Below are 26,420 nucleotides of genomic sequence, written 5' to 3'. Positions count from 1 at the left end.
CGCGGGAATCTTCCTCGCGTTTGCGTCAAAACGTTGAAGGAGGTTGAGTGAAAATGATTTTAGGTCAAGAACGAAGCTCCCTGTACAAACTGGTAGGTGCTTTTTTGATTGTTTCATTCGTCATTACGATGTTTTATGCGCCTCGGGCATCCGCACATGGTTACATTGAAAATCCGGCCAGCCGCGCCGCATTGTGTAAATCCGGTCAAAACACCGATTGTGGAGCGATTGTTTACGAGCCGCAAAGCTTGGAAGCGCCGAAAGGCTTTCCTGCCGCTGGTCCGGCCGATGGTAAAATTGCCAGCGCAAACGGAGCTTTTCCAAAGCTGGACGAACAATCTGCAACGCGCTGGTCGAAAGTGAACATTTCCTCAGGGCCGGTCACGTTCAACTGGAAGCTGACCGCAGCTCACTCGACGGCAAGCTGGAAGTACTACATTACGAAGCCAACCTGGAATCCGAATGCGGCTCTGACTCGGAATTCGTTTGATTTAACGCCGTTCTGTACGGTGAATTACAACGGCGCACAGCCTCCTTTCTCTTACTCGAATACTTGTAATGTGCCTCAACGGAGCGGCTATCATGTTATTCTGGCCGTCTGGGAGATCGCTGATACAGCTAACGCTTTCTATAATGTCATCGACGTTAATTTCAGCGGATCCAATCCGGTCGATACGACAGCCCCTTCCGCACCAGGCGCACTGAATTCGCCTTCAAAAACCTCGACAAGCGTGTCGCTCGCATGGAGCGCCTCAACCGATAACGTGGGCGTCACCGGCTACCGAGTCTTTAATGGGGCGAACCAAATAGCGTCCGTTTCCGGCACCACACTCAGTTATAATGTCACCGGCTTAACCGGCAACACTGCCTATACGTTCAGCGTTAGAGCGGTCGATGCGGCTGGCAACGTATCCGCTGCCAGCAACTCGCTGACCGTTACGACGAATGCTCCTGTAGGCAACGATACGCAACCGCCGACAGCGCCTGGAGGCCTGCATGTCATGGGCACGCCGACATCGTCCAGCATCCAGCTGATGTGGAGTGCTTCGACCGATAATGTTGGCGTAACGGGCTATCGCATCTATCGCGGGACAACACTAGTTACAACAACAGCTGGCAATGCGACGTCCTACACAGTGACCGGTCTAAGCGCAGGCACAACTTATTCCTTCAGCGTATATGCGATCGATGCTGCAGGCAATCAATCTGCTGCCAGCACGGTTAGCGGTACCACCGCTTCCACCTCGACAACGTCGGCTTGGGCGCCGAACACGGCATATGCTGTAGGTGCGCTTGTCACTTACAACGGTTCCGTCTACGAATGCCGTCAAGCGCATACCTCTATTGTCACTTGGGAGCCGTCTAATGTTCCTGCTCTCTGGCTGAAGAAGTAATATAGCAGACAATAAAAGAAGTCATGAACCGCTCTCTGCAAGAGGCGTTCATGGCTTCTTTTTCAACATTTGGCGTATTACGTTGAGGCTTTGACGATCTTCACTTCGGCTTCTCGGCAGGCACTTAGCAATTGTTCGTCTGGAAGCTTGTCAGTAATGATTCGATCGACCTGCGGCAGCGCCGCGAAAGAAAACAGCTCCATCGCTCCGAACTTGGAATGATCCATTACAATGTTCACTTCACCGGCTTTTGCGATGGCCAGTTTCTTAATCTCGGCTTCATAGGCGTTGGAGTTGCTGAATCCGTGTATGGCGGACAGCCCGGTCGCTCCCAGAAAAACGCGTGTGAAGCTAAGCGATCCGATCGCTTCGGCCGCTAACGGGCCGACGAGCGAAGCCGTCGTCTCGAGCGCATTGCCTCCGACGACGATTGTCGGTATTTTCTTATCGAGCAGCTCAATAGCTACGTTCAGCGCATTCGTCACGACCGTCGCTTTCAGCCCCGGTTTCATGGCACGGGCGATCTCCAGCGTCGTCGTTCCTCCATCGATGAAGACGGAATCGCCGGGAACGATCAGAGCGGCTGCCTCTCTCCCGATGAGTACTTTCTCTTCTACATGAATACGCAAACGTTCTTTGATCGCCACATCTTTCACTATCGGGATGGCTCCGCCAAACGTGCGCCGAATAAGTCCGGCCTGCTCCAGCTTTTCCAGATCGCGTCGAATCGTCATCTCCGTCACGTCAAGAACAAGCTTTAGTTCGTTAATCTTTATTTCACCTTCAGCCTCGATTCTCTCCAGAATCAGCTGCTGTCTATTATTTAGTTCCGACACCCGTATGCAACTCCCTAATCCAAGGATTACTTTGAGTATACACGAACGAGGCAGCTAGATCACGGTAATATTGCGTCTGCTGCGCTGTGAATCGAGCGCTGCTGTAAACAGCGCGTGGCTGCCTGCCGCTTCTTCCGGCGTTGCGCAATAGAATGGCTGAAGCATCCCTTCACGCCCGTTCGTCAGCTCGTCGCAGAAAGCGGCCCACATTTGCAGGATAGAATCGGAAAAGCCGAATTCAAAAATCCCGCCGGTAATCGTGCCGTATGCCGATTGATACGGAACGTCTGTTACATGCCAAGCCTGCGAGCCGCCTGGCTCATACGGAAGCGATGCGACCTGCTTCGGATTTTTGGTCGAAAATTCGGCCGAAAACTTCGTCCCTTGAATGCGAATGAACCATGTATTCGCATGTCCCGGAGCAATGCGCTTCGTCGATAAGACCATCGGGAAGCGCTGGCCGCCGGACGACGTCTCACAAGCGAGAATCGCGTTGTCCCAAGTTTCGCAAGGGGCCATGCCGCCGGATCCATCCGGACGCTGATCGACAATTTTGCTGAGCAGCGCGCGTACGCTTTGTGGCTGCCAGCCGAATCGCATCGGCAAATGAAGCACATGCAATCCCAAGTCCCCCATACAGCCGTATTCACCGTTAGTGGCGATCCGACGCTTCCAATTGATCGGCTTCCGAGGATCCAAATCGCTGGAGTGCCAGAAACCGGCCTCCACTTCGATAATTTGGCCAAAACGCTCTTCCTTCACCCATTTTGCGATCTGCATCGCTCCCGGGAAGAATGGAAACTCCGAGGAGCAGCGAACGAGCACCTGCGGGTTACGCTGCATCGCCTCTAAAATCCGATTGTTCGCTTCCCGATCGACGCCAAACGGCTTTTCGCCGAGCAGATGCTTGCCGGATTCAATAATATCGATATAAATCTGTTCATGCAGATTATGAGGCACCGCGCAGTAGATCGCATCGACATTTGGATTAGCCAGCAAATCCTTGTAGTCCGTATAGGTGTTGGCAACGGTCGGAATGGCATTCGCGAACCATGCGGCGGCGTCCGGGTTGGCGTCGCAAACCGCGACAATTTGCGGTGCGAAATTAACGCCGGTTAAATGGAGCCACCGGGCAGCGGCGCTCGCAAATTCTTTCCCCATCAGACCGCAGCCGATAACGCCGAAACGAATAATGTTTTGCTTCGTTTGTGAATTAGCCATGTACGCGTGCCTCCCCTTTCAATACTTGCAACGCCGTTTCCGCATTCGCACCTTTGTGAACGATTTGCATAAGCGCCTTCGTCATGCCGGCCGGATCAGGATGCTGAATGACGTTGCGGCCATAGACGATGCCGGCAGCACCCTGCTCCATTAGCGTTACGGTACGGTTGATGATTTCTTCATCAGATGCACGGCCTCCGCCGCGTACGAGTACGGGAACGCCCGATGCAACCTCAATGATGCGATGGTATTCCTCGACGTTATCGCAAGGGTCCGCTTTGATGACGTCCGCGCCCAACTCGACTGCCTGACGTACGAGCGGCATAATTTTTTGAATATCGCCGTCTACCATGTAGCCGCCCTTGGCTTCATTCGGAAGCATAACGAGCGGTTCGACCATCAGCACCATCCCATAGCGCTCTGCTTCGCTTTTCAGCTTCATCACGTTCTTCACGCATTGATGATGGAGCTCCGGTTGGTTCGGAAGCAGCAGCAGGTTGACGCATACGGCTACGGCATCCAATCGAACGGCGTGCTCGATCGCATTGTCAGCGACTTCGCTGAACAGAAACGATGGCAGTACGGAACCGTAGATATTGGCGGCGTCCGTCCGCAGAACGAGACCCGGCTTGTTCTTGCCTGGCAGCTGTTGCAGCCAGCCGGCTTGCCCCAAGCTTAGCTGAATACAGTCAGGCCCGGCTTGAACGACCGTTTCAACAGCCTTTTCCATATTTTCAATCGATGCGAGAAAAGAGTATTCGTTAAAAAAGCCATGATCGATTGCCACATCAAAACATTTGCCTTCCTCACTAAACATCCGTTGCATTCTTGCTTTTACCGTCATTTGGCGCATCCCCTTTGATTTTGTTTTGTAACATAAATGTTTGTTTGTAACATTACTATAACGAATCCCTTCGATTCTGTCTATAAAAAAAATGGATCAACCTTATAAAAGGCCGATCCATTAGGTACAAGTGACATATCAGGACGCTATCCCCGAAGAAGCTGCAGCGCTTCACTAAGCTTGATTCCGTCTCTTGGAATAAACGTTCGCCAGTAGCGAACGGACTCTTCCATTTTCCGCAAAATATCGTCGTACAGCTCGCTTGTGCCGGAGAAAATTTCGAGCGTTAAATAGAGCTTGCCGCATTTGGGCGGCATACCAGGCTCCGCCGAATTCCGGTAAGCCGTCTCCAATGCTTTCAATACCGGTTCGCCGAAAATGATGCCGTTCCGGTTGCTTGCTTCCGTAAACGGCTGGTGGGCGGACGCCGTTCCGTTCGTCTGCTGCAAATGAATAATCGGCGAGTATCCGCCGAGCTGCTCTAGCCAATAATACGTATCGCCGTCTTTCTCATCCGCAAACAAATACGGATAGCGTTCGGTCATTTCTTCTTCAATAGCATGGAGATACGTCGCTTTCTCTCCTTCGGGAGCGGCCGCCATTGCCTTCAGCAGTGCCTTCGTCGAATTAGCGCCTACCCAACAGGAAGGCAGCTGTCCATGCTCGGCGTAATAATCTGCCCACTCCGTTAAACTTGCAGCATCGGGCTTCCGAAATTTACGCTGTGCGCTTTGATGCCCCGTATCAAGCGTAATATAAAACGGCGTGCCAGCTCTGCTGTTGACCTCCTGCAGCAGCTTCCGGGAACCATCGACTGTCCATGGAACTTGATGCGGCGTATACATTTGTTCGACGCCAGGCGTGACGATGCCAAGCTCGCCGGCTTGCTGCGCGATCGCAGCAAGCCGATCGTATAGCTCCTCCTCCGCTTGGCGGTAAGCGTCCGGGTCTTGCAGCATGCTGTCAGAGAAGGCGTGGCAATAGAAGCCGATTCCCGCGTCAACGCGCGCCGCTGCTTGCGAGAGCGGCAGCAGCCATTGCCGCTGCATGCGGTCTCTGACCGTCTTATCATGATGCGCAAGGCCAAGCGTCGCGTATGTGCCGTGACCGGAATACAGATTAGCGATCTTAACGCCGGTTCGAGCGCTCGCTTCGGTCACCTCGCGCACCCATCGATCCATATAGTCCTCGCCCATGTACAACGGGTCGCATTCGTTGTCGGCGCTTGCTTCCGCATAACCGACGCCCATATCTTGCAGCAGCGTCATCCACTCATCCGGTTTCGTCCATCGTTTGGATGCAAAACAATTATCAACCGTTAAATACAATTCTGGATCGATCGTATCGGCTGCCGCGCCTCCGAAAGCCTCTCCTTCAGTGGACAAGATTTGGTTCAAATCCTTATTATTTGATCTCATTGGCTGTACCACTCCGCTTCGTTGGTTTTAAACAACTCTATTATTTATGGTTTTATTGGTTTTGTCTATTTAAATTTGGCTTTTAATTTTGTATTATTGGATTATATTTGGTTTTATTGAAAAGGAGATCGACATGTCCTATAGAGAACGAAAGCATCGCATCATGAATTTACTGCGTCAGCAAGGGAGCGTCCGTGTTGCTGAATTGGCGCCGTTATTAGACGTTTCGGACGAGACGGTTCGCAAGGATTTGGACGCGCTCAGCGACGAAGGTCTGCTTCGGCGGACGCACGGCGGCGCCATTCCATTGCTCGACGTCCAATCGCTAACGCCGCATTTGGAACGGGAAAATGCGAACGCTGAGCTAAAACAAGCGATTGCTCAAGCGGCGCTGCAGCATATTCAACCGCATGACACGATCGCGCTGGATGGCAGCACGACAGTTTCATTTTTAACAAAGCTCATTCCGGACATGCCGCTTACGGTAGTGACGAACTCGATGCATGTGGCATTTGAATTAAGCTCCCGCGATCACATCAACGTCATATCTGTCGGGGGAATGCTGCTGCGACAATCGCATTCTTTCCACGGCTCGATGACGGAACGAATTTTGCGAGAGTATCATGTCGGCAAAGCGTTCCTCTCCTGCACCGGCCTGCATCCCGATAGAGGCTTCAGCGACTCCAACGAGGCGCATGCTTCTGTCAAAAAGCAGATGATTGGCATTGCCGACGACGTGTTTTTTCTAATCGACAGCAGTAAGATGGGGATTAGAGATTTGGTTCGGATAGCTCCCTCCGATTCACCGGCAACGGTGATTACCGACAGCGGGACTCGTCCGGAATGGGTAGAGTTATTTGACGAAACGCCGATTGAATTTATGAGGGCAGAGCCGCAATAAGCGGTCGTTTTCAACTATTTAAATAAATATTTATACAAACTTTATGTAAGTATCTTGACATTAATAACCGCATTGATTATGATGATGTTGTCTTCAATTGTTTCAAATTTAAGATAGTTGCGCAACGCTTGAATTTGAGTTGAGTTAAGACCTCCGCCTGGAATAAAACGTCACCCGCATGGCATTACTATTAAGTAGTGGCCTTTAAGACGCGGGTGCAGCATCCGTTTCCGGCAGTATCAGCATGGATTTTAAGCGGTTTTCGGGTTTCACGACAAATGAACTGGCAGGAATGCCGATTAGGAGGAAGTTAACGATGTCTAAATTGAATATCGGAATTATTTTGGGAAGCACGCGTCAGGGCCGTTTGAGCCCGCAAGTAGGGGAATGGGTAAAAAACATTGCTGACCAGCGCGGCGACGCTAACTATGAAATCGTAGATATCGCGGACTACAAGCTTCCGCTGCTTGGCGAAGCCGACGCTTCGGAGCAAGCTGCCGCTTGGAATACGAAGCTGAACAGCTTGGACGGTTTTGTCTTTATCGTGCAAGAATATAATCACAGCATCTCCGGTGCGTTGAAGAACGCGCTTGATTACGCTCGTGAAGCTTGGAACAATAAAGCAGCCGGCATCGTAAGCTACGGTTCCGTAGGCGGAGCGCGTGCAGCCGAGCATCTTCGCGGTATTTTGGGCGAGCTTTCGGTGGCGGACGTACGCGTTCACCCTGCGCTTTCGCTATTCACCGATTTCGAGAACGGCTCGGTGTTCAAGCCTGCCGACCTGCATTTGACGAATTTGAACGGCATGCTCGATCAAGTGCTCGCATGGAGCGGCGCGCTGAAGACGCTGCGTTAATTTCTTTCTGAGCCTTTTCTCATTAATAAGCCCGAAACGCTTTCGCACTACGGTGCGTCGTTTCGGGCTTTTTTTGCGGTTTGGAGGCAGCTCCTCCGCCCCGTTTCTTCAAAAGTATAAATATGGCCTCCTTTCCTCTCTATTTCCTCTATTCGCAACGTCATCCACTGCATTATCAAATCTTGTCAACCTAGCCAACATTAATGATTTATCATTTTATTTTAATAATGACGGTAAAAATCAAGAGAATTGGGCTTTTCGTCTCCTATTAGTAAATAGTGGGCATTTTTGCTGTGTTATTCTGTTTTTAGCGCATTGGAAGCGGCTCGGCAAAGCTGTTCTACCATTGCATACTAGACTAGGAGGCTATACATCATGAATAAAAACAACAAGAAGTTTTCTCTAATAAAAGTGATTGCGGGAGTCGGCATCAGCCTATCGATTGCCTTTACCGGAACGATCGTTGCTCAGCCGCAAACGACTTATGCTGCGACGAGCTCGAAAGCAAGCAGCGTAATCGCAACAGGCAAAACGTTCCTCGGCAAGCCTTACAAATTCGGAGCACCATCTGGAAGCACGGCTTCGTTCGACTGCTCTTCTTTCACTCAATATATTTTTAAAAAGCATGGCGTGAGTTTGCCTCGTTCTTCCGAGCAGCAGTCGAAGGTCGGCAAGTTCGTGTCGAGAGCGAACCTGCAGCCCGGCGATTTGATTTTCTCCGATACGAATCGCGACGGTAAAATAAACCACGTCAGCCTGTACCTCGGCAACGGAAAACTGCTTCATACGTATAAAGTGGGCGTAGGCGTAACGATTTCCAACTTTAAAGGCAGCGCGTGGGACAAGACTTATGTAACGGCTCGCCGTGTACTCTAGAATATTACGGATTAGCAATACAAAAGGCTGTCCGCCGTCATTCGATAATGACGGCGGACAGCCTTTTCTTTTATTCGGGTGTGGCCGCGCTGGCTTGATGATGCTTCTGATCTTCATGCATAACCACATGATGCAGCTCAGTGTCTTGGCCGTTGTCTCGGTTGTCGTCCGATTCATGCGATACGGTATTATTTGTCCTCTTCTTTCCTTCCGCAACCGGCGCATCAACCTTATTCGCTGCGATTTCAGCCAGTTTAGGCGTCTCGAGTTTTTGTACGGGCTTGCCTGAGCTGCGAGCCGTAAACGACTGGAGACGGTTTAGCTCTTTGTACAGAAGCATCAATTCCGCTTCTTTTGCTTGCAGCAGCAGCGCCAGCTCCTCGATCCTCGCATGAACGGTCTCGATCTGACCAGCATCGCCGAGCCCTTCTTCCTGCCCTGAGGAGGACTGTGCGGCAAGCGGATTAAACCTGCTGCAGCCGAATGTGACGATAGCCCATTTGTCGGCTTCTTCTTTTCCATTTTCTTTATACAATTCGACATACGTATCGAATATAGCGTTCACCGCTTTGCGATAATCCCAATTCAGTATCGTTAGGCTTTCCTTAGCGTTCGAAACGGCGCGCATGAGCTGAAAATCGTTCAACTTGCCCCGTTCCTTCTCCACTCTCTCGATTTCCTGCACAAAAGACGGATAGGCTGCCCGGAACAGCTCCGATACCGAAGCATAGTCCTCTTGTGTCATAACCATTTCTTCCGTTTCCATCCGATTCATCCCTCTCTGGCCGTCATACCTTCATCTCGTTGCAACAAGAGGAGCTTACTATAGTACTTAAAATTATATTATAGGTCGGATTGGATGCAGGATACAAGTAAAAGGGCCGAATTGCGGCAAAAACGCTTCCAAAGTAGGAATCGAACCTCCTATAAATTCGCCGATTTCGTGAACTGTGCGGATGAAACGGGATTTTGTCTGTGCAGTCCGATATAATAGGAAGGGACTTAGAATGCGGAAAGTTGGTGCTTCATGAAAGGAAGCAAAGCGATTTTGATCATCTTCGGCGTGTGCGCCGCATTGTCTATTTGTGTTTATGCGATGATAATGATCGTCATGAAGGCGCAGCAATGATGCTGCGCCTTGTTTTTTTAATATTTGAGTTTTTTTGTTCGGCTAATCCCACGGCTGTTTGACCGTCAGGTAACCGGCGAATTTTTTGCTTTCCTCGCGCCGGATTCGGCGCATTTCCGCACGATGAGGGGCGGTTTCGAACAGCTTCACTTCCTCCTCCGTCTCCGGAACGACGTTTGGTACGGGTACGGGACGCTTATTCTCGTCCAACGCCACGAAAGTGAGAAACGAAGTGGCGGCCACAACTCTCTCACCGCTTAGCAAATCTTCTTTAACCACCTTAACAAATACTTCGACGGACGTTCTGCCGCTCCAGGTGACGAATGATTCAAGCCCTACGGAGTCGGACGGCCGGATTGGGTGCAGGAAGTCGACCGAATCGGTCGATGCCGTTACGACGGAACGGCGGCAATGCTTCGTTGCGGCGATGGAAGCGATATCGTCGATATAGGCCATCAGCTTTCCGCCGAACAGTGTATTGTGGTTGTTCACGTCTGTTGGAAATACGCGAGACGTTTTATAGCATTTCGATTCGCGAGCATATCTGTACTCCATGATAGAACGTCTCCCTTCTATTGCTTCTTATAAAATCGCAATCGCGTCGTCAATGCCCGTGTCTACATCTAAGATCATTTTTTTCTGGTTGGCCATGTCCTGCCATACTCCCTCCTTAGCAGCTAATTTAATGTCAGTTTACATAATAAATGTTATGTGAATGTTATTTCGGTATCGTATTTCATTCTCTTATCTCATTATATCGAGTTTATGTCCGTTTCTAATCATTTTATAGGGAAATTTACCTTCCATAAAAATAATAATGCGCTCATTTTAGAAATAATGCTATGATTATATCTTGAGAATCTATTTTTTATTCATCGTATACAAATAAGTAGAGTTTATGTTGGTTTCATACACAAATAGAATCGTGTTTCTATCATGGCTGCTAAACGTTTTAACGTGTCTTCCCAATTTTGACTGGCCGAGGAGTGCTTTTCGTTCATGTGGAGAAAGATGACGGTTATTGTGGCAAGTATGCTTATGATGCTAGTCGCCGCCTGCGGCGGCGCGAGTCTCGAATCAACGGATAAGAAAAATGGTTCCGCCATCCCTGCTTCACCGGAGCAGTCCGCAACAGTCACGACGGAGTCGTACGGCGGTGCGGACAATCTTTACACGATCGTCATTGATCCAGGTCATGGCGGCAAAGACCCCGGATCGACAGGTGCAAGCGGAATGTTTGAGAAAAATTTTACGCTTCGTCAATCCTTAATACTGGCCGAGCTGCTGGAACAGGACCCAAGGTTTCAAGTGTTTATGACCAGGGATGATGATGTGTTTCTTTCGACGGAAAGTCATTTCAGGCCGAACTTCGCCAACGATATGTCCGCGGACTTATTTATTTCCATTCACGGCAATACGTATGAGTCATCTGATGCTGCAGGCACGGAATCTTACTATTATCATAAAGAATCGCTTCCGTTCGCAGAAATCATGCACAAACATGTAACTGAAGCTACCGGCTTTACGGATCGCGGCGTTAAAAAACAAAATTACTTCCTCATTCGGGAAACGACCATGCCTTCCGTTCTGCTGGAGCTCGGATATATGACGAATCCGGGCAATGAGACGGAAATGTGGAGCGACGAATTCCAGGAACGCGTCGCCAAGGCGATTGTCGCCGGTGTGAACGAGTATTTGAATACGTGGACACATAATACTCCTGAGGAGTTATAGCATGTGCTGATAATATCTGCGATTTGAAGAAGCCGGACCGCGGAATGCGGACGGCTTTTTTTGCGGCTAGAACAGCTAGTTGTGTAGTTTCCGGTTATTGGCATCTTATTTTACTGCATTAATTATACATGAGGTTAATTCATTTGCATTTGTAAGGTGCAGCTATTGGAGTTATGATAAATAAAGGCAGCCCCCTTTCAATCGAACACAACGAAAGAAATCGAGTTCGCCATACTACGCTGTAATAATTTTTATTAGTACAGCAAAGAATAGGGGAATTATGCAGCTCATGGACACAACCTTTCTCATTATGACAGCCGTCGTCTTTCTCGCTTTAAGCTTCGACTTCATCAACGGCTTCCACGACACGGCCAATGTCATTGCCACATCGGTATCGACCCGAGCGCTCAAGCCTCGGGTCGCCATTATTATGGCGTCCTGTATGAACTTTCTTGGCGCCATCAGCTTCACCGGAGTGGCTAAAACGATCGGCGGCAGCATAGCCGATCCGTCCAAGCTGGCAAACGGCGAGCAAATCGTCATAGCTGCCTTGTTAAGCGCCATTATATGGAATTTGGTTACTTGGTGGTTCGGCATACCGTCCTCCTCTTCTCACGCTTTAATCGGCGGGTTGGTGGGAGCGGTTATAGCAGCCGAAGGACTCGGCGCAATCAATGGCGGAGGTTTTACCGGGATCGTCAAAGGATTGATTTTTTCTCCGCTGATTGCATTCGCATTCGGCTTTTTGCTAATGTGGTCGCTGAAAAAAATATTTGCCCGCGGCAATCCCCATCAGTTGAACAGAGGCTTCCGCACAAGCCAAATATTAACCGCAGCGATTCAATCGTTCACGCACGGCACGAACGACGCGCAAAAAGCGATGGGAATTATCACCTTCGCGCTTGTCGCAGGCGGCGTACAGGAAAATCTGGACATCCCGCTATGGGTTAAATTGTCGGCGGCTACCGCTATGACGCTCGGCACATCGGTTGGCGGCTGGAAGATTATTAAGACGATGGGAACGAAAATTTTTAAAATTGAACCAATCAACGGCTTCGCAGCCGATATCGGCTCTGCGATCGTTATTTTCGGAGCGACGCTTATCCACTTCCCGGTCAGCACAACCCATGTAATTACCTCTTCCATTCTCGGCGTCGGCAGCGCCAAACGGTTTGCCAATGTCAAATGGAGCATGGCCGGACGAATCGTCATCTCATGGATTATTACAATACCGATTGCCATGGGATTGGCCGCTCTTATTTTCAAACTGATTGAATGGTTCTTCTTATAGTAACAACGCGCCAAAGGAGCCGACCCTAAGCTTGGCACGGTTTGAGGAGCTCCCTGATATAGAGAGAAAAAGATCCCGTTCACTTTTTAAAGTGAGGCGGGATCTTTTTTGCGCAGTAACTGCTTTTTTGCATTTATTTTTGCGGTTTTGACTGGGAAAAGGAGGAATAAATGCTTTGAGGCAGTTATTTCAAGTAATCTCAAGCTATTTACGATTATGATGCGGTCAATAACTGCCTGATTGCATATATTTCCGCTGATTCGACTGGAATAAGGAAAAATAACGTCTTTGCAGCATTTATTTCAAGCATCCTCCTGCCTTTTGCTTTCTATGCCGTAGATAATAAGCAAGGTGTAGTACAGGTCGAATGGGATTTCCGACTTTAACTTTATCGCTATAATTAGCTTACTTCATCTCTGGGAGCGACTTGGCGGCTAACGCTTTTACATCATTGACGAATCCGGCGGAGTCTCGGATGGAGTACCCCTGCCCGTCTGCGACCAGCCGCGTATATTTGCCTTTATCCTTTCGGAAGTAAATCGTTGAAAAATGAGGCTTGCTTTTGCTCATAACGTTCACATTAAAGTGCAGGCCCGATTGCGCAGGCGGCGGGTAGTACAGTGTACGGGAGACGCTGCGGACGTAACGACGCCCGCCTATAAACTCAGCCCATTCCTCTTTCAGATCGTCTTCCAAAACCGATACACGGTTGAAATTGTCGTCGATGATGACTGCGTCCCCTGCAACAGGTGAAACACGAACCGTCGTCGGCCAATAATAAACCATTGCATAGACGGTAAGAACGGCAAGCAGCAGCGAGCTGCCGCGAATCCAACGCCTCCCCGCTTTTATCCGAATCGCACGAATCAGTACGAGTATGGACAGCGGAATCGCGATATAAGCGAATATCATTACATAAGCCAGCATGGATGCCATCATAAAATGCTCCTTCCTGTGTATGTAGATACCGGCTCAAAATTTAAATTAGCGCATGCTTCAAGTGTGAGCACTATTCTCTCTTTTCGAGTCAATTACTTGAGCATAGAAGCAAAAAAAAGCGGCACAAGATTGGAAATTCCATCTTGTGCCGCTTCGCTGTTACTTCTATAGTAGCCTATTCGATTGCCAAACGGCAATACTAATGAGTTCCGTCAATCAGCCTTCCAGCTTTTTCTGGTCTCTCTTCTCTCCCTGCTTAGTGACGCTCACCTCGTACAAGATTTGATCCCTCGGATCGAATAGCTTTGTCTTGTACTGATTACCCTCCGCTGCAGCGGCACTTGCATCTGCCACAGTTTCGGTTATCGCGTCGTAAACAACAAATTGCAGCTCGCTCCAGTCCTGGAATTCAGTCGATAGCGCTGTCTTCGCATGCGGGATGACTGCGCCTGCGCGGACAAGCAGCACAATCGGAAGCTCACCGGCCGTGATTCGCCGCCAGCCCCCTTCGTAGCGCTCGCCAGACTGATAGTCGATCCAGACGCCAGGCGGTAAATAAACGGACCGTTCTGTCATGCCGTCCTCGAACAGCGGCGCGACAAGCAAGTCAGCGCCAAACAGATATTGATCCTCGACCAGCCAGCTGCCTTCATCCTCCGGAAACTCGAGGAACAACGGCCGAAGCATCGGCAATCCTTGATCGGAGCATAGCTTCGCTTGGGTGTATACGTAAGGCATCAGCTCATATTTCAAATTCGCGCTTTTACGGAAAGATTCCACGAATGCTTCGCTGTACGCCCATGGTTCCGTCGGCGGCGCGCCATGGCAGCGGCTATGCGAGGTTAGCATGCCGAACGGCAGCCATCTCTCGTACAACTCCTCTGGGCTGCTATGAACGAAGCCGCCAATGTCATGGCTCCAGAAGGAGAAGCCGCTTAAGCCGAGCGAGAGGCCGGCGCGCAAGCTGGCCGCCATTGCGCTGTTCGTATTTTCCGCGTCGCCGCCCCAATGAATCGGGTAACGCTGGCTGCCTGCCCATGCGCTCCGCGCCCAAATGATGGATTCGCCGCTGACCGCTTTCGTTGCTTCTGCAGCCGCCTGATTATAGCGCAGCGGATACAAATTATGCTCGTGAAAACCGCTTCGGCCGGAGGCGTACATGCCTTGCAGCGGAGCCGCTTCGCCAAAGTCGACCTTAATGGCCCCAACGCCGAGCTTCAGCAGCGAGGCCAAATGCTCTTGATACCATCTTACGGCTTCGGGATTACTGAAGTCCAAAATAGCGTCCTCGGTCGGCAATCTGCCGTCTGTCGTTTTGATGGCGAGCCCTTTTTCCAAAATTTCATCGTACAACGAATTGTTCGGCGTGAAATACGGCAATTGCCAAAGCGATACGCGGTAGCCTTGCTCCTTCAAATCGGATAGCATCTTAGCCGAATCGTCGAACCGTTCCGCTGAAAACCGGTAATTGCAGCGCCAATCCGTCTCGAACCAGCCCGTATCGAGATGGATGACATCGCACGGGATGTCGAGCTGCTGCAGCTTAGCGGCAACTTCTCTTACCTCGGTCTCCGAGCTGTACGTAATGCGGCTCATCCAGAGGCCGAATGACCAGAGCGGCGGCAGCGGGCTTCTGCCCGTCACATTTGTATAACTCGACAGCACTTCCTTCGGCGACCCGATAAACAGGAATAAGTCCAGCTCCTCTTCTCCGGTATACATCGTTTGCGTATCGTCATACGTTGCGCCGAAGTCAAGCGTCAGCGGCGTAGACGTATGAATGAACATCCCGTATCCTTCGCTGCTCAAGAAGAACGGAATCGGCTTATACATTTTGTTCGTTTGCGCGCTAAGCGCATCTGTCGTAAACAAATCAACGCGCTGTCCCCGTTTGTTTAACCGGGTAAAAGATTCGCCAGTGCCGTACAGCTTCTCGTTAGGACGAAGCATAAAGCTAGCCGCAAGGCGATTGCTCATGTCCGCCGAGCTCCGTTTAAATGAGAAAGGCAAGCCGTTCGCGTTCAACAGACTGGATACATCACTGAAATGTCTCGTCTCAGTCAGTACACGGCCAGATACGTCGCGTACAATGATTTTCCACGGGTCGCGCCGAATCACGACAGACCCCTCCGCGCTGGCGAACACAATTTCATCGGTTTCCGCGCCACTGATCCTTGTCCAGCTGCCAGGATTCTCCGTATAGCTCTCACTTAACATGAGCGACGGTTCGGATGATTTGAAACTGCCGCCAGATCCCGGCCGCGTACGGATTCTCAGCCTAATCGTTCTCTCATCAACGAAGCTGAGCTCGAAGCCGGTTACCGGCGAATCCTCATACTCTTCGGGAAATTCCCATGAAGGGGTCTCGGCAAACGGGTAGTCGATTTGGTTGAAGCTTAACCGCGGCTTGCGCGTGTATCGCTTCCACTGTACTTTGCCCGACGCTTGCTCGGAATCGATCGATACGAGATGCGAAGCGAAAAAGTATTGATCGGCCGTTTCTTCGAAATCGGCGCTCATGTTGATCGGCTGATTCAATGCCGTTGATTTCATTTCCATCGATATCCCCTATCCTTTCACCGCGCCGTTCGTCAAACCGCTGACGATATAACGCTGTACGAAGATGAATAATAACGCGACCGGCAGCATGCTGACCGTGCCGAAAGCCATCGTATTGTTCCAAGACGTGCTCTGGAAGCCCAGAAAGTTGTAAATGCCCGCCGTAATCGGTCGCAACGATTCCTTGCCGATAAACGTCATGCCGTAGATCAGATCGCCCCATGCGAACAAGAACGAGAAGACGATAGCGACGACAACGCCTGGGATCGCAATCGGCAGCATAATGCGGGTGAAAGTGGTGAATGTGTTGCACCCGTCGATTTTAGCCGATTCTTCCAGCTCCTTCGGCAGCGTCGCAAAGTACGTTCTTAAGAAGACGACTGAAAAAGGAATGCCAGCTGTAGCGTTTGCCAAAATCGTGCTCCAGTAGCTTGGCCCGATCAGCCCCATCGTTTTAAACAGAATGAACAGCGGGGTCAACAGCAGCGATGCTGGAAGCATTTGCGTAACGAGAAAAATGAGAATGAACGAATGGCGTCCCGGGAAGCGGAAACGGGCAATCCCGTACGCGGCCGGAATCGACAAAACGGTCGAAATGGCTAACGCGCCGATTGAAATATACAAGCTGTTGCGGAAGCCCGCGATAATATCGAAGGAGGAGCCGGTCAACTGCTCCGTGTACGATTTGAATTGCCACTCCTGAGGGAACCAGGTTAACGGCGTCCGGAAAATTTCCGCCTCAGTTTTAAACGAGGTAACTATGAGCCAGTAGAGCGGAAATAAAAAGATGGCGACAATGACGATAGAGACGAGCGGCAGCAGCCAGCGCGAATGTTTTCGAAGCGTCCTCATAGCTGTTCCTCCTTCTTAAGCAGTCTCAAGTAAATGATGCCGACAATGAGCAGAAGGACGAACATGACGTTGGAAACGGCTGAGCCTTGGCTGTACTTAAATTGATCGAAGCTGAGCTTGTAAGCGAATGTGGACATCATCTGCGTCGCATTGACCGGTCCCCCGTTCGTCACGATAAGCACCAGATCGAAGACTTTGAACGTATAAATAAAACCGAGCACGAGCAGCGACATGATGGCCGGCTTCAGCTGCGGCAGCGTGATCTTGAAGAAACGTTGCAACGTGTTGGCCCCGTCAATCGAGGCGCTTTCGTAAATGTCCTTCGGTATCGTCGTCAAGCCGGTCGTCAGCAAAATCATGTTGAACGGAATGCCGACCCATGTATTGGCCAAGACGACGGTTAACATCGCCGTTCCGGAAGTGACAAGCCATTCGACCGGGCTGCTAGTCAGATGAAGGCGCATCAGAAAATCATTGACGATGCCTCCATTGCTGAACATGAATTTGAACATCATCGCCGTAATGGTAGCGGGCAGCAGCCAGCTGATCATTACGAAGCCGCGTAGCCGCTGAGAAAACCGGAATTGCAGGTTGAACAGCAGCGCGAACGCGAGGCCGACGATAAATTGCAGTACGAGGCAAGCAATTGTGAATACGAGCGTATTAACGAGCACCTTTTGCAGCGTGCCTTCTTTGAATAGCAAGACGTAGTTGTCTAGTCCGACGAATGGCTGATGGCCCTTCGATATGTTCATGACATTGACATCAAGCAAACTTAAACGAATATTGTCGATAATCGGATACCCTACAAAAACAAGCATATAAAGCAGCGCCGGCAGTACGAATAAATAACCGGCGAGGCGTCCCTTCGCTCGCGACATGGGTGCACGTCCTTTCAAAAAAAGTGGAGTACCGGATGCTTTTTGCTCGCCCCGTACTCCACCCTTCCCTTGATGAGTTGCGTTTTACTTAGCTAAAATGCCGTCAATCTTCGCCTGCGCCTCTTCGGCCGCTTTTTCCGGCGATGTGCCGAGCGTCAGCGATTTGCTGAGTCCTTCGATAATGGCGCTGGAAATTTCCGGCCATTTCGGATGCGGACCGCGCGGCTGCGCGTTTTCCATATTTTCCGCAAACACTTTGAGCTGTGGATTCTCTGACCAGTATGGATCGCTTGCGACGTCTCTTCTAGCTGGGAAATAGCCGAAATCTTGAGAGAACTTCTTCGTCACATCAGGCGTTGCGACATACTTGATAAATTCGATTGCTTCTTTGACGTTGTCACCGTCGATAACGCCGAGGTTCTCGCCGCCAAGAACGGATGCGAATTGTTTGTCTTTCGGTACGAAAGCGACGCCGAACTTCATATCGGGAGCTGATTTCGTCAAATCCGGAATTTGCCACGGACCGTTAATCATCATCGCGAGGTTGCCGGATGCAAATTGCTTCATCACGTCGGACTGCGTCCAGTTGATCACTTCTTTGCTCATTGAACCGTCTTTGATCAGATCAGCCAGCACGCCGTAAGCTCTCGCTCCGTCGCCAGCGACATGATCAAATGTTGCGCCGGTGGACAGCAGCCAAGGCAGGAATTGGAATGTGCCTTCTTCGTTTTGCGGAGCCGAAATGCCAAGACCTTTCACATTGCCTTTCGTCAGCGCTTTAGCTGCCGCGCGAAGCTCATCCCACGTTTGCGGAGGCTGCACGCCTGCGTCCGACAGCATTTTTTCGTTGTAGTACAACGCAAGGTTGTTGCTTCCAAGCGGAATACCGTATTGCTTGCCATCGTAGGAAGCCGATTTCCATGGACCGTCGAAGTATTGGTCTTTATCCGGCCAGTCCTTCAGTTGATCCGTGATGTCTGCGAACAATCCCATAGCGGCGTAAGCGGCATGGTCCGGATTGTCGATAATGACGATGTCCGGCAGGTCCGAAGCCGCAAGGCCGACGGAAAGCCGTTTTTTGAAATCCGCGAACGGAATGTAGACGGGCTCGACTTCGATGTTCGGATTTTTTTGCGTAAAGCCGTCCGTCAGCGATTTGACGATGTCGAACTGCGATTTGCCTTCGAAATAAAACCAAAGCGTCAGCTTCTTTTTCACCGCTGCGTCGCCGCCCGAATTGTCGGTCGCGCTTGTGCCTTCAGCCGGTTTGCTATTAGCGTCTCCGTTACCGTTGCCCTTGCCGTTGTTGCTCGAACCGCAAGCCGTAAGCGCTAGCATAATGATGAGTATAAAGCTGAGCAGCATTAAACTTGAACGTCTCACCTTGTTTCCCCCTAAGCGATATTATTTGTCGACACCCTAAGTGTAGGGCAATGTAAGCGCTGTTAAAATTCTAATATTTTAATAAAGGTGGACGATGTTAAGACGATTTACGCTTTTCCCGGATGCACCTTTTGATACTCAGCTGGAGACAACCCCGTCACTTCCTTGAACACGCGTGAAAAATATTTCGGGTCGGGATAGCCGACTGTTTTCGCAATTTCGAACATTTTCAGACCAGTCGTCAGCAGCAGCCGCTTCGCCTCTCCGACCCGAATTTGCTTCATGTAAGCCGAAAAATTGCTGCCAACCTCCTTCGCGAACAGTCCGCTTAAGTATTCCGGCGTAATGTTCAACGAAGTGGCGATTTCGTCCAGCGATATGCCTTCACCGTAACGGTTATGAATGAGCCTCACCGCTCTCTGCACGACGTAACTGTAAGCGGGCGCTTGCGGAATCGTCTTATCTAGAGAGGCAGCGTCATGTGCGATGCGAGCAAACGCATCGTTCAACTCTGAACGCGTTTGCGCGGTTAATATTGGCTCCAGCCACTCTGTCTGGTAGCGGAATACCGGTTCGTCGCCGTATGTTTCTCCGATTGCGCGCAATAAAGAAGACACCAACCGAACGGAGCCGTCGATGATATGCCGTGGATCGTGGCGGCCTTCAAAGCACAGGAGCTCCCATTCCTTGATCATGGAGTCGATCTCGCTCAGCTTTCTATCCTGTACCGCGGCGAGTATTTTGTTTTCAAGCGCCTGCGGAAACGGCAGCGCCTCGGATTGTCGAGCCGCTGGAATATCTGCTTGCAGGACGCCGCTGCTTTCGTTCAACGGGATGAGCCACTTACGTTCCGTCCGCTGCTTTCGGTACGTAATGCATAACTCTTGTAGACCGTCGATCCGCGTTTCGACGATCCCTGCTTGCGGAAATGCCTGCCGGATCGCTTGTTCTAGACTGATACCGACGGCCGAACGATCGCCAGACCGCACTTCTCCGTTTTCGTTTATTTCGTTTAGATCGATTGGATCAAATGGATCGAATAACGCGACGACCGAACGGTCGAACGGCACAGCAAAGACGGAATAGCGGCCGGTTTGAGCCAACGCCGATTCCATTGCAGCTTTTAGTGACGCGGATTGATCCTCGAATGCGGCGCCGACATACGCGGATACGACCCAATGCGGCCGGTCCGCCCGCAAGCCTGCCGCCTGCTCGGCGAGAGGCGCGATCAGGCTAAGATCCAGCCGATCGTTGGAGAGCGCCTGCTGCAGGTAGTGCTCCAGTCTTCCGGCCGCGTCACCACGCGGCAGTCCAGCCATTTGCTGAAGCTTCAGCTCCTCGTCCGCTTTTTCCAGCGTTTCTTTTAAATCAGCCGCCGTAATCGGCTTTTCGAGAAAAGCCAGAACTCCAAGCCCGAACGCTTTTTTGGCGTATTCGTATTGGGAGAAACCGGTTAGAATGACCGTTTGATGACGATGGCCTTTCCGCTTAAGCGATTCCAGCATTTCGATGCCGCTGAACTGGGGCATTTTAATATCGGTGATGACAAGGTCCGGCCGCAGGCGCTCAATGAGCGCAAGACCGTCTTCTCCATTATCGGCGTCTCCTACTACTTCATAAGGCGTCCCTATTTTACCGATCAGATTCATAATTCCGTATCGGGTATTGTCTTCGTCTTCAATTACGACGATTCTCATCCTGTGTCATCCTCCCATTCTTGAATTTCAAGCTTCATGAATCTCTTAGGCAGTGAACCTCACGCCTTAAGAATCGCTTATTGATGTATCTCTGGCCTATGAGCCTTAAATATCTTGTAAATCTCATGCCTCATGAATCAGATACCTTGTGAATCGAATGCAGTTCATTCTTTATCTTCTTCTTCATGTTCTTGGATCGGCATTTTGATCGTTACTATTGTTCCTTCTCCAATCCGGCTTGTAATGACACATTCAGCCTGGTCGCCGTAGTACATACGAAGCCGCCCTATAGCGTTGCTCACGCCGATGCCCGTATTATCGGACCGCTTGGAAGTCTTAGCCGCCTTTGCTGCCGATCTAGCAGAATGCTCTGTTTCCATGCTGTTGTATGACATGAATCCGTCGGCTGCAGCGATTTCTCCGGATGAACGGAGCTCATTAATCGTGATTTTGCCGGGCTGCTTGAGCTTATCGGCCATCCATTTGTCTGCTGAAACTTGCTGTTCAGATGTGTTTGCGCTGGAATGCCCGAACACTTCGTGTTTGCTTGTACTGGCGGTTTCAGGCAGATGGGCCGTAGTCCTGCCTCCATGTACGGAAGGGTCGTCTGTTATGGCTGCCAGCGTTGCTATATCCATGCCGACGCCGTTGTCTCGAATGGTCCAGATCAGTGATCCCTCTGACGCAATCGAAACGCCGATATGCAGCTCTCCCCCTTGCTTAATGCCTTCGAAACCATGAATGATGGCGTTTTCAATAAAGGGTTGAAGAATCAGCTTTGGCACTAAATAGTTGTGTGTTCGCTCATCCAGCTCAAGCGTGCAGGAAAAGGATGAACGGAACCTGTACTGCTGCAAATAGATATAACGATCCATCCATTCCAGCTCTTCTTTGACGGTGACGAGCTTGTTGCTGTCCTTGATGCTATACCGCAAAATTTGTGCAAGCCCTTTCAACATTTGGCTAATTTGATGCTCGTCCTTTTCGATAGCGAGCCAATTGATCGAATCCAACGAATTGTATAAAAAATGCGGATTGATTTGCGCTTCCAACGCTCGAATTTCCGCTTCTTTTCGCTTTTCGCTCGTCTCTTTCACTTCGTTCATCAGCTCGTTGATCGTATTCATCATCTTATTGAAGTTGAAAGCGATGGCGGCGATTTCGTCCTTGGACTGCTCCTCGACATGAACAGTCAGCGAACCTAGGCTGGCACTCCTCATCGCCTTGACGATTTTTCGGATCGACGCCGACAAACGTGCTGAGAAATAAAAGATAAGTAAGGTCGATAAAAGAACAGCTGCTATCGCAACGGTCAGCGTCAGTCGCTGCATGCCGTACATCTCGCTGAATAGCTTATTCTCATCGATCAGATTGTAAATGGTCCAACCGCTCTCCGCGTTCACATAACTATTGCTTATCGTCGATGCGCTGAGCGCATCGGAAACTCGCTTTCCGATGTAGCTTTTATCTGCAGACGAAATGATTATTCCGTCGTGATCCGTAAGCAAGTTCCGGTTGTCGATCTGGCTGGCTTGCCCGGCTCCGCCGGACTGGGGCTCCTCGAGATTGACCGCTTGCGCAAGCACCGACTCGTATACGGTAATTACAGCAACGCCGATGCTGTCCAGACTGAGCTTGTTGTAGTCTGTCAATTTCCGGGCCAGATGGAAGCCGTATTGTTCCTCCGCTCGGATCGAGTTCATTTTTTCGGGTACCGTCATGATGCTGCCTGTACGATTGGCCGCCGCCGATTCGTACACCGGCAAACGCGTCACATCGGGTACATTTGTCCATAGGTTATTGTAGGGAGATCCTGTCTGCCGGTCATAACTGATCTGCACGCCGTTTTTCGTAAAAATAGCGACGCTGCGTATGCCGTCATTCGCATAGGAATACGAGGCGAGCATATTAATTAGCTTGCGCTTGCTCAGCTCTACATTTTCGGTCGGCTGGTTGATTTCGCCCAGCAGCCCGACGACATCGTCGTTCGTAATAATTTGGAACAAAATATCCTCGTATGCACGCAGCGATGTATCCAAGTTTTTAGATGTTTGGATGAGGTTGGCCTGTACCAGTACATCGGTCTTTCGTTTCATCGCGTCTGTGGAGACATAGTAGGAAAACAATTGCACAACAATGACCGGTAGCAAGCTGACAGCCATAAACGATACGATGAGTTTGTTCCGGTAGCTGAATCGCCATTTCATCGCAAGGAGGCCTCCCTGTTCTCTTGTTTGATCTAGTGGAATCTGGGCATTACTATAACACATTCCCGGCCCGCCGGTAGAATCATTTTATTTATCGGCATTAAAAATTAATGACAGTAATCTAGTTTGAGTATTTGTATTGCGAGTAATAAGGCTCGCCCTGCTGCCCTTACTACTTATGATGTGCGACTGCCGCTATTTTCTGCAGCCTGGTTTTGCGGCCAGTCTTATAAACAAAAAAATGAGGCATCCCCTCGCAAGGACGCCTCATTTTTCATATGACATTTTACCCTCTATTCTGCAATTCTCTCATTTGCTCCGGGTAGCCGTAAGAGCCATGCTCGCTAAGATCAAGACCGACAATTTCTTGCTCCTCCGTTACACGAAGGCCAATCATTTTCTTCAAGACGTACAGAATCGCGTATGATACCGCGAAAGCGAAAGCGCCACAAGCAACGATACCAAGCGCTTGGATACCGAGTTGGCCCCAGCCGCCGCCATAGAACAGTCCGGCGTTGCCTACGCCAACTTTTTCGGCTAATTCAGGCGTCGCAAAAAGTCCATTGGACAGCGTGCCCCATATACCGGCAGCCCCGTGAGCTGACAAAGCGCAAATCGGATCGTCGATACGCATTTTCTCGAAGAAACGCATGCTCAGAACGACAACGACGCCTGCGATGAGTCCAATCACGATTGCTGCCCAAGATTCTACAAACGCACACGAAGCTGTAATTGCCACAAGTCCGGCAAGTGCCCCGTTCAGCATCGCTCCGATATCTGACTTTCCGAGCAGCAGCCAACTTATGATTAGAGCTGCGATAGCCCCGCCTGCCGCACCTAGTTGCGTATTAATAGCGACGAAGCCGAAGAAGCTGCCGTCATCCGCAGTCAACGTGCTGCCTGCGTTAAAGCCGAACCAGCCAATCCATAAAATCATGACACCTAGCGTCGTAAACACTTGGTTATGGCCGGGCATATCGTTCGCCGTACCGTTTTTGTTGTATTTGCCAATACGCGGTTTTAAGAGAATCGTTGCTGCAAGCGCCGCCATAGCGCCGGTCAAATGAACGACGGTCGAACCAGCGAAATCTTGCTTGCCGTGCTCGGCCAGCCATCCGCCGCCCCAAATCCAGTGTGCGATAACAGGATAAACGATGGCAGAAAACAAGACCGCGAAATGAGATAAACCGAAAGCTTGGCTCTTTCCGCAAAACCGCCCCATGCAACGGACATCGAAATAGCCGCAAATGACAACTGGAAAATGAACATGACCGTTGGCGCCACCGCATCGCCTTCCGATACGCCCATAACGTTAAAACCGAAATAGTCGCCCCATCCAAGAAGCGGTCCGCCTTCTCCGCCAAAAATAAAGGCATAGCCGACGGCCCAGAAAACGACCGATACGATTCCGACCGTGAAGATGGTTTTGCCCGCGATATGGCCCGCGTTCTTCATTCGAGTCGAGCCTGCCTCGAGCAGTATAAAACCGCACTGCATGAATAAAACCAATATAGCGCCAAGCATCGTCCACATACTGTTAATGCCGATCTCCATCTGATGTTTCCCCTCTCCGTCTTCTAGCTGTCTATCTCTATTTTTTGGAGGCTGCTTGTTGCTAGCCAATACTATCACGCCTGTAAGGCTCTTTGGAGTCTTACAGAGCCCCGAATGCGTCGCTTTCACGTCCGTAAGGCTCTTTGGAGTCTTACAGAGCTCCAAAAGCGGCAATTTCTCTTCCGTAAGGCTCTTTGGAGTCTTACAGAGCTCCAAAAGCGGCAATTTCTCTTCTGTAAGGCTCTTTGGAATCTTACAGTGCTCCAAAAGCGGCAATTTCTCTTCTGTAAGGCTCTTTGGAGTCTTACAGAACACCAACTGCGGCTGTTTTTTGCATCTGTAAGACGTTTTTCCGGTTTACGTAGGCCCGATGCGACTGTTTTGCCCCTGTAGGACGCTTTTCCGCCTTACGGAGGCTCGACGCGGCCGGTTTTACGTCTGTAAGACGGTTTTCCGCCTTACGGAGCATCGATGCGACTATTTTTGCGTCTGTAAGACGGTTTTCCGCCTTACAGAGCACCGAAGTGGCCGGTTTTGCATCCGTAAGGCGGTTTTCCAGCTTACGGAGCACCAATGCAGCGCTGCACTCACTCCTCTACAAACATTCCATCCTGTAGCACTCCCCAACATCGCCTCGCAGCGACTTCCGGCCAGCTTGGCTTAGATCAGCCCAACTCTCCCTGCACCCGCATCACACTAGTCTGCTAAATCTACTGCCAAGTCCGCTTCCCTCCGGCTCCGATCAAACGGCGCCTACCGTGGTGGCGAGCCGTTCGAGGATGCCGCACAGCATCGCATGTGACGTCTTGCTTCTGTCCGCCTGCGCGACAATTGCGGACGGATGCTGGATGAACGGTGCGTCGACGATTTCCGACGACCACGTGTTGAGCATCTCGTCGATACAAGCTGGCGTCGTTTCTAGATGAAACTGCAAGGCCAATACGTTGTCGCCGTACGCAAACGCCTGAATGCCGCAAGCTTCCGAGTAAGCGAGCCTGGTCGCTCCTTCCGGAAGCGTAAACGTATCGCCGTGCCACTGATAGCTGACGAACGTTTCAGGCAGATTCTCGAGACTTGGATGGCGGTCGGCCGTTCGGTTAATCTCGTGCCAGCCGATTTCTTTTCTATCATTGCGATAGACCGTTCCCCCCAGCACGTCGGACAGCATTTGCGCACCAAGGCAAATTCCCAGCACCGGCTTCCCTTCGTCAATGCACCGTCTAACAAATCGCTTCTCCTCAACGAGCCACGGATAGCGCTCTTCTTCATACACGCTCATCGGCCCGCCTAAAATAACAAGCATATCGAATGCATCACTGTTCGGATAGCTTTCCAAGTCAGAAGGAGTCAACACGTACAGCGTGTGTCCTTGTCGTACCGCCCAGGCAGTAATGGCACTCTCGTCATCGAATGAAAAATGTTTGAAAGCGATAATGTTCACCGTGATCCTCTCCTCTCCACATAACTACATCTAGTTCAAACAACTCGCTACAGACAGCCATATCTACCGCACCATAAATGTTTCTGACTTTCGCACCCCATTCAACCCAGCTCCAACTCCCAGCGTGTGTTATTTCGCAGCATGAGGTCGTTTGAGCGTGTTGTATTCCATAACAAAACGTCGATCAATCGTATTATGATTCCTATTTACGGCTGATTAAAGGTCATAACCGTATATTAATAAAAAAACTTAGCGATGTCAACAAACCTAACAATAAAATTTTCTCCTCAATAAATCCCCTAAACATTCACGAAGAAGAGCTAGTTTCACCCAACGATCCCCCAACGATCCCGATCAATCACCGCCAATCACCGCGTGTCGCGATGGAACCATGCGCCGGGAGGAGA

20 protein-coding genes and 1 pseudogene are annotated in these 26,420 nt (G+C 50.5%); 6 read left to right on the top strand and 15 right to left on the bottom strand.

The genetic code is table 11. The annotated features are described in order from the left end of the window. The first annotated feature begins 53 nt into the window (after positions 1-53). Positions 54-1,394 (top strand): lytic polysaccharide monooxygenase, encoded by a 1,341-nt coding sequence (locus ACFVTB_RS01220; RefSeq protein ID WP_387743940.1) that lies wholly within the window; start codon positions 54-56, stop codon positions 1,392-1,394. A 77-nt stretch (positions 1,395-1,471) separates the two neighbouring features. Here the strand turns inward: ACFVTB_RS01220 and ACFVTB_RS01215 are convergent, their stop codons facing one another. From ACFVTB_RS01215 to ACFVTB_RS01200, 4 genes are all read right to left on the bottom strand, one after another. Next, complete coding sequence (locus tag ACFVTB_RS01215; protein ID WP_387743938.1) at positions 1,472-2,230, bottom strand: DeoR/GlpR family DNA-binding transcription regulator; 759 nt, start codon at positions 2,228-2,230, stop codon at positions 1,472-1,474. A 54-nt stretch (positions 2,231-2,284) separates the two neighbouring features. Continuing rightward, the gene (locus ACFVTB_RS01210; protein ID WP_387743935.1) at positions 2,285-3,451 is read right to left on the bottom strand and encodes a Gfo/Idh/MocA family protein; all 1,167 of its coding nucleotides are present in this window, start codon (positions 3,449-3,451) and stop codon (positions 2,285-2,287) included. Then, entirely contained in the window at positions 3,444-4,295 is an 852-nt protein-coding gene (locus ACFVTB_RS01205) for a class I fructose-bisphosphate aldolase (protein WP_387743933.1), read from the bottom strand. Before ACFVTB_RS01205 ends, ACFVTB_RS01210 begins: the two co-directional genes overlap by 8 nt. Positions 4,296-4,441: 146 nt before the next feature. Further along, positions 4,442-5,713 (bottom strand): TIM barrel protein, encoded by a 1,272-nt coding sequence (locus ACFVTB_RS01200; RefSeq protein ID WP_387743930.1) that lies wholly within the window; start codon positions 5,711-5,713, stop codon positions 4,442-4,444. Positions 5,714-5,846: 133 nt separating this feature from the next. Here ACFVTB_RS01200 and ACFVTB_RS01195 point away from each other — a divergent pair, with 133 nt between their 5' ends. The 3 genes from ACFVTB_RS01195 to ACFVTB_RS01185 all read left to right on the top strand — a co-directional run bounded on the left by ACFVTB_RS01195 (position 5,847) and on the right by ACFVTB_RS01185 (position 8,346). Continuing rightward, positions 5,847-6,614 (top strand): DeoR/GlpR family DNA-binding transcription regulator, encoded by a 768-nt coding sequence (locus ACFVTB_RS01195; RefSeq protein WP_387743927.1) that lies wholly within the window; start codon positions 5,847-5,849, stop codon positions 6,612-6,614. Positions 6,615-6,930: 316 nt separating this feature from the next. Next, complete coding sequence (locus ACFVTB_RS01190; protein WP_387743924.1) at positions 6,931-7,470, top strand: NADPH-dependent FMN reductase; 540 nt, start codon at positions 6,931-6,933, stop codon at positions 7,468-7,470. Positions 7,471-7,845: 375 nt separating this feature from the next. Continuing rightward, a complete protein-coding gene (locus tag ACFVTB_RS01185) occupies positions 7,846-8,346 on the top strand; it encodes a C40 family peptidase (protein ID WP_387743921.1) in 501 nt (166 codons plus the stop codon). A gap of 70 nt (positions 8,347-8,416) precedes the next feature. Here the strand turns inward: ACFVTB_RS01185 and ACFVTB_RS01180 are convergent, their stop codons facing one another. After that, entirely contained in the window at positions 8,417-9,112 is a 696-nt protein-coding gene (locus ACFVTB_RS01180; RefSeq protein WP_387743918.1) for a hypothetical protein, read from the bottom strand. 405 nt (positions 9,113-9,517) lie between these two features. Further along, positions 9,518-10,030 carry an acyl-CoA thioesterase gene (locus tag ACFVTB_RS01175; protein ID WP_387743915.1) on the bottom strand — a complete coding sequence of 171 codons (513 nt, stop codon included), beginning with the start codon at positions 10,028-10,030 and terminating at the stop codon, positions 9,518-9,520. 444 nt (positions 10,031-10,474) lie between these two features. On the opposite strand from ACFVTB_RS01175, the gene ACFVTB_RS01170 reads away from it, so the two are divergent. Together ACFVTB_RS01170 and ACFVTB_RS01165 are read left to right on the top strand one after the other, a co-directional pair. Beyond that, a complete protein-coding gene (locus ACFVTB_RS01170) occupies positions 10,475-11,209 on the top strand; it encodes an N-acetylmuramoyl-L-alanine amidase family protein (protein ID WP_387743912.1) in 735 nt (244 codons plus the stop codon). 289 nt (positions 11,210-11,498) lie between these two features. Then, positions 11,499-12,500: an inorganic phosphate transporter gene (locus tag ACFVTB_RS01165; RefSeq protein ID WP_387743909.1), complete on the top strand. Its 1,002-nt coding sequence runs from the start codon at positions 11,499-11,501 to the stop codon at positions 12,498-12,500. Between the two features lie 405 nt (positions 12,501-12,905). Here the strand turns inward: ACFVTB_RS01165 and ACFVTB_RS01160 are convergent, their stop codons facing one another. The 9 genes and pseudogenes from ACFVTB_RS01160 to ACFVTB_RS01120 all read right to left on the bottom strand — a co-directional run bounded on the left by ACFVTB_RS01160 (position 12,906) and on the right by ACFVTB_RS01120 (position 26,013). Then, positions 12,906-13,439, bottom strand: a complete 534-nt coding sequence (locus ACFVTB_RS01160; RefSeq protein WP_387743907.1) for a hypothetical protein — start codon at positions 13,437-13,439, stop codon at positions 12,906-12,908. A gap of 216 nt (positions 13,440-13,655) precedes the next feature. After that, positions 13,656-15,992 (bottom strand): glycoside hydrolase family 31 protein, encoded by a 2,337-nt coding sequence (locus tag ACFVTB_RS01155; RefSeq protein WP_387743904.1) that lies wholly within the window; start codon positions 15,990-15,992, stop codon positions 13,656-13,658. 15 nt (positions 15,993-16,007) lie between these two features. Next, positions 16,008-16,850, bottom strand: a complete 843-nt coding sequence (locus ACFVTB_RS01150; protein WP_387743901.1) for a carbohydrate ABC transporter permease — start codon at positions 16,848-16,850, stop codon at positions 16,008-16,010. Beyond that, entirely contained in the window at positions 16,847-17,731 is an 885-nt protein-coding gene (locus tag ACFVTB_RS01145) for a carbohydrate ABC transporter permease (RefSeq protein WP_387743897.1), read from the bottom strand. Before ACFVTB_RS01145 ends, ACFVTB_RS01150 begins: the two co-directional genes overlap by 4 nt. Before the next feature lie 84 nt (positions 17,732-17,815). Further along, positions 17,816-19,114: an ABC transporter substrate-binding protein gene (locus ACFVTB_RS01140; RefSeq protein WP_387743894.1), complete on the bottom strand. Its 1,299-nt coding sequence runs from the start codon at positions 19,112-19,114 to the stop codon at positions 17,816-17,818. Positions 19,115-19,221: 107 nt separating this feature from the next. Further along, positions 19,222-20,811 carry a response regulator gene (locus ACFVTB_RS01135; RefSeq protein ID WP_387743891.1) on the bottom strand — a complete coding sequence of 530 codons (1,590 nt, stop codon included), beginning with the start codon at positions 20,809-20,811 and terminating at the stop codon, positions 19,222-19,224. Positions 20,812-20,975: 164 nt separating this feature from the next. Beyond that, entirely contained in the window at positions 20,976-23,018 is a 2,043-nt protein-coding gene (locus ACFVTB_RS01130; protein WP_387743888.1) for a sensor histidine kinase, read from the bottom strand. A gap of 286 nt (positions 23,019-23,304) precedes the next feature. Continuing rightward, positions 23,305-24,515: pseudogene (locus tag ACFVTB_RS01125) on the bottom strand (ammonium transporter). Between the two features lie 799 nt (positions 24,516-25,314). Then, complete coding sequence (locus ACFVTB_RS01120; RefSeq protein ID WP_387743885.1) at positions 25,315-26,013, bottom strand: type 1 glutamine amidotransferase; 699 nt, start codon at positions 26,011-26,013, stop codon at positions 25,315-25,317. Positions 26,014-26,420: the final 407 nt, after the last annotated feature.

Source organism: Paenibacillus sp. NPDC058071, from assembly GCF_042885235.1.
In the GTDB taxonomy this organism is placed as follows: domain Bacteria; phylum Bacillota; class Bacilli; order Paenibacillales; family Paenibacillaceae; genus Pristimantibacillus.
Note: the sequence above shows the minus strand (reverse complement) of the source record. Positions and strands in the feature narration are given on the sequence as shown.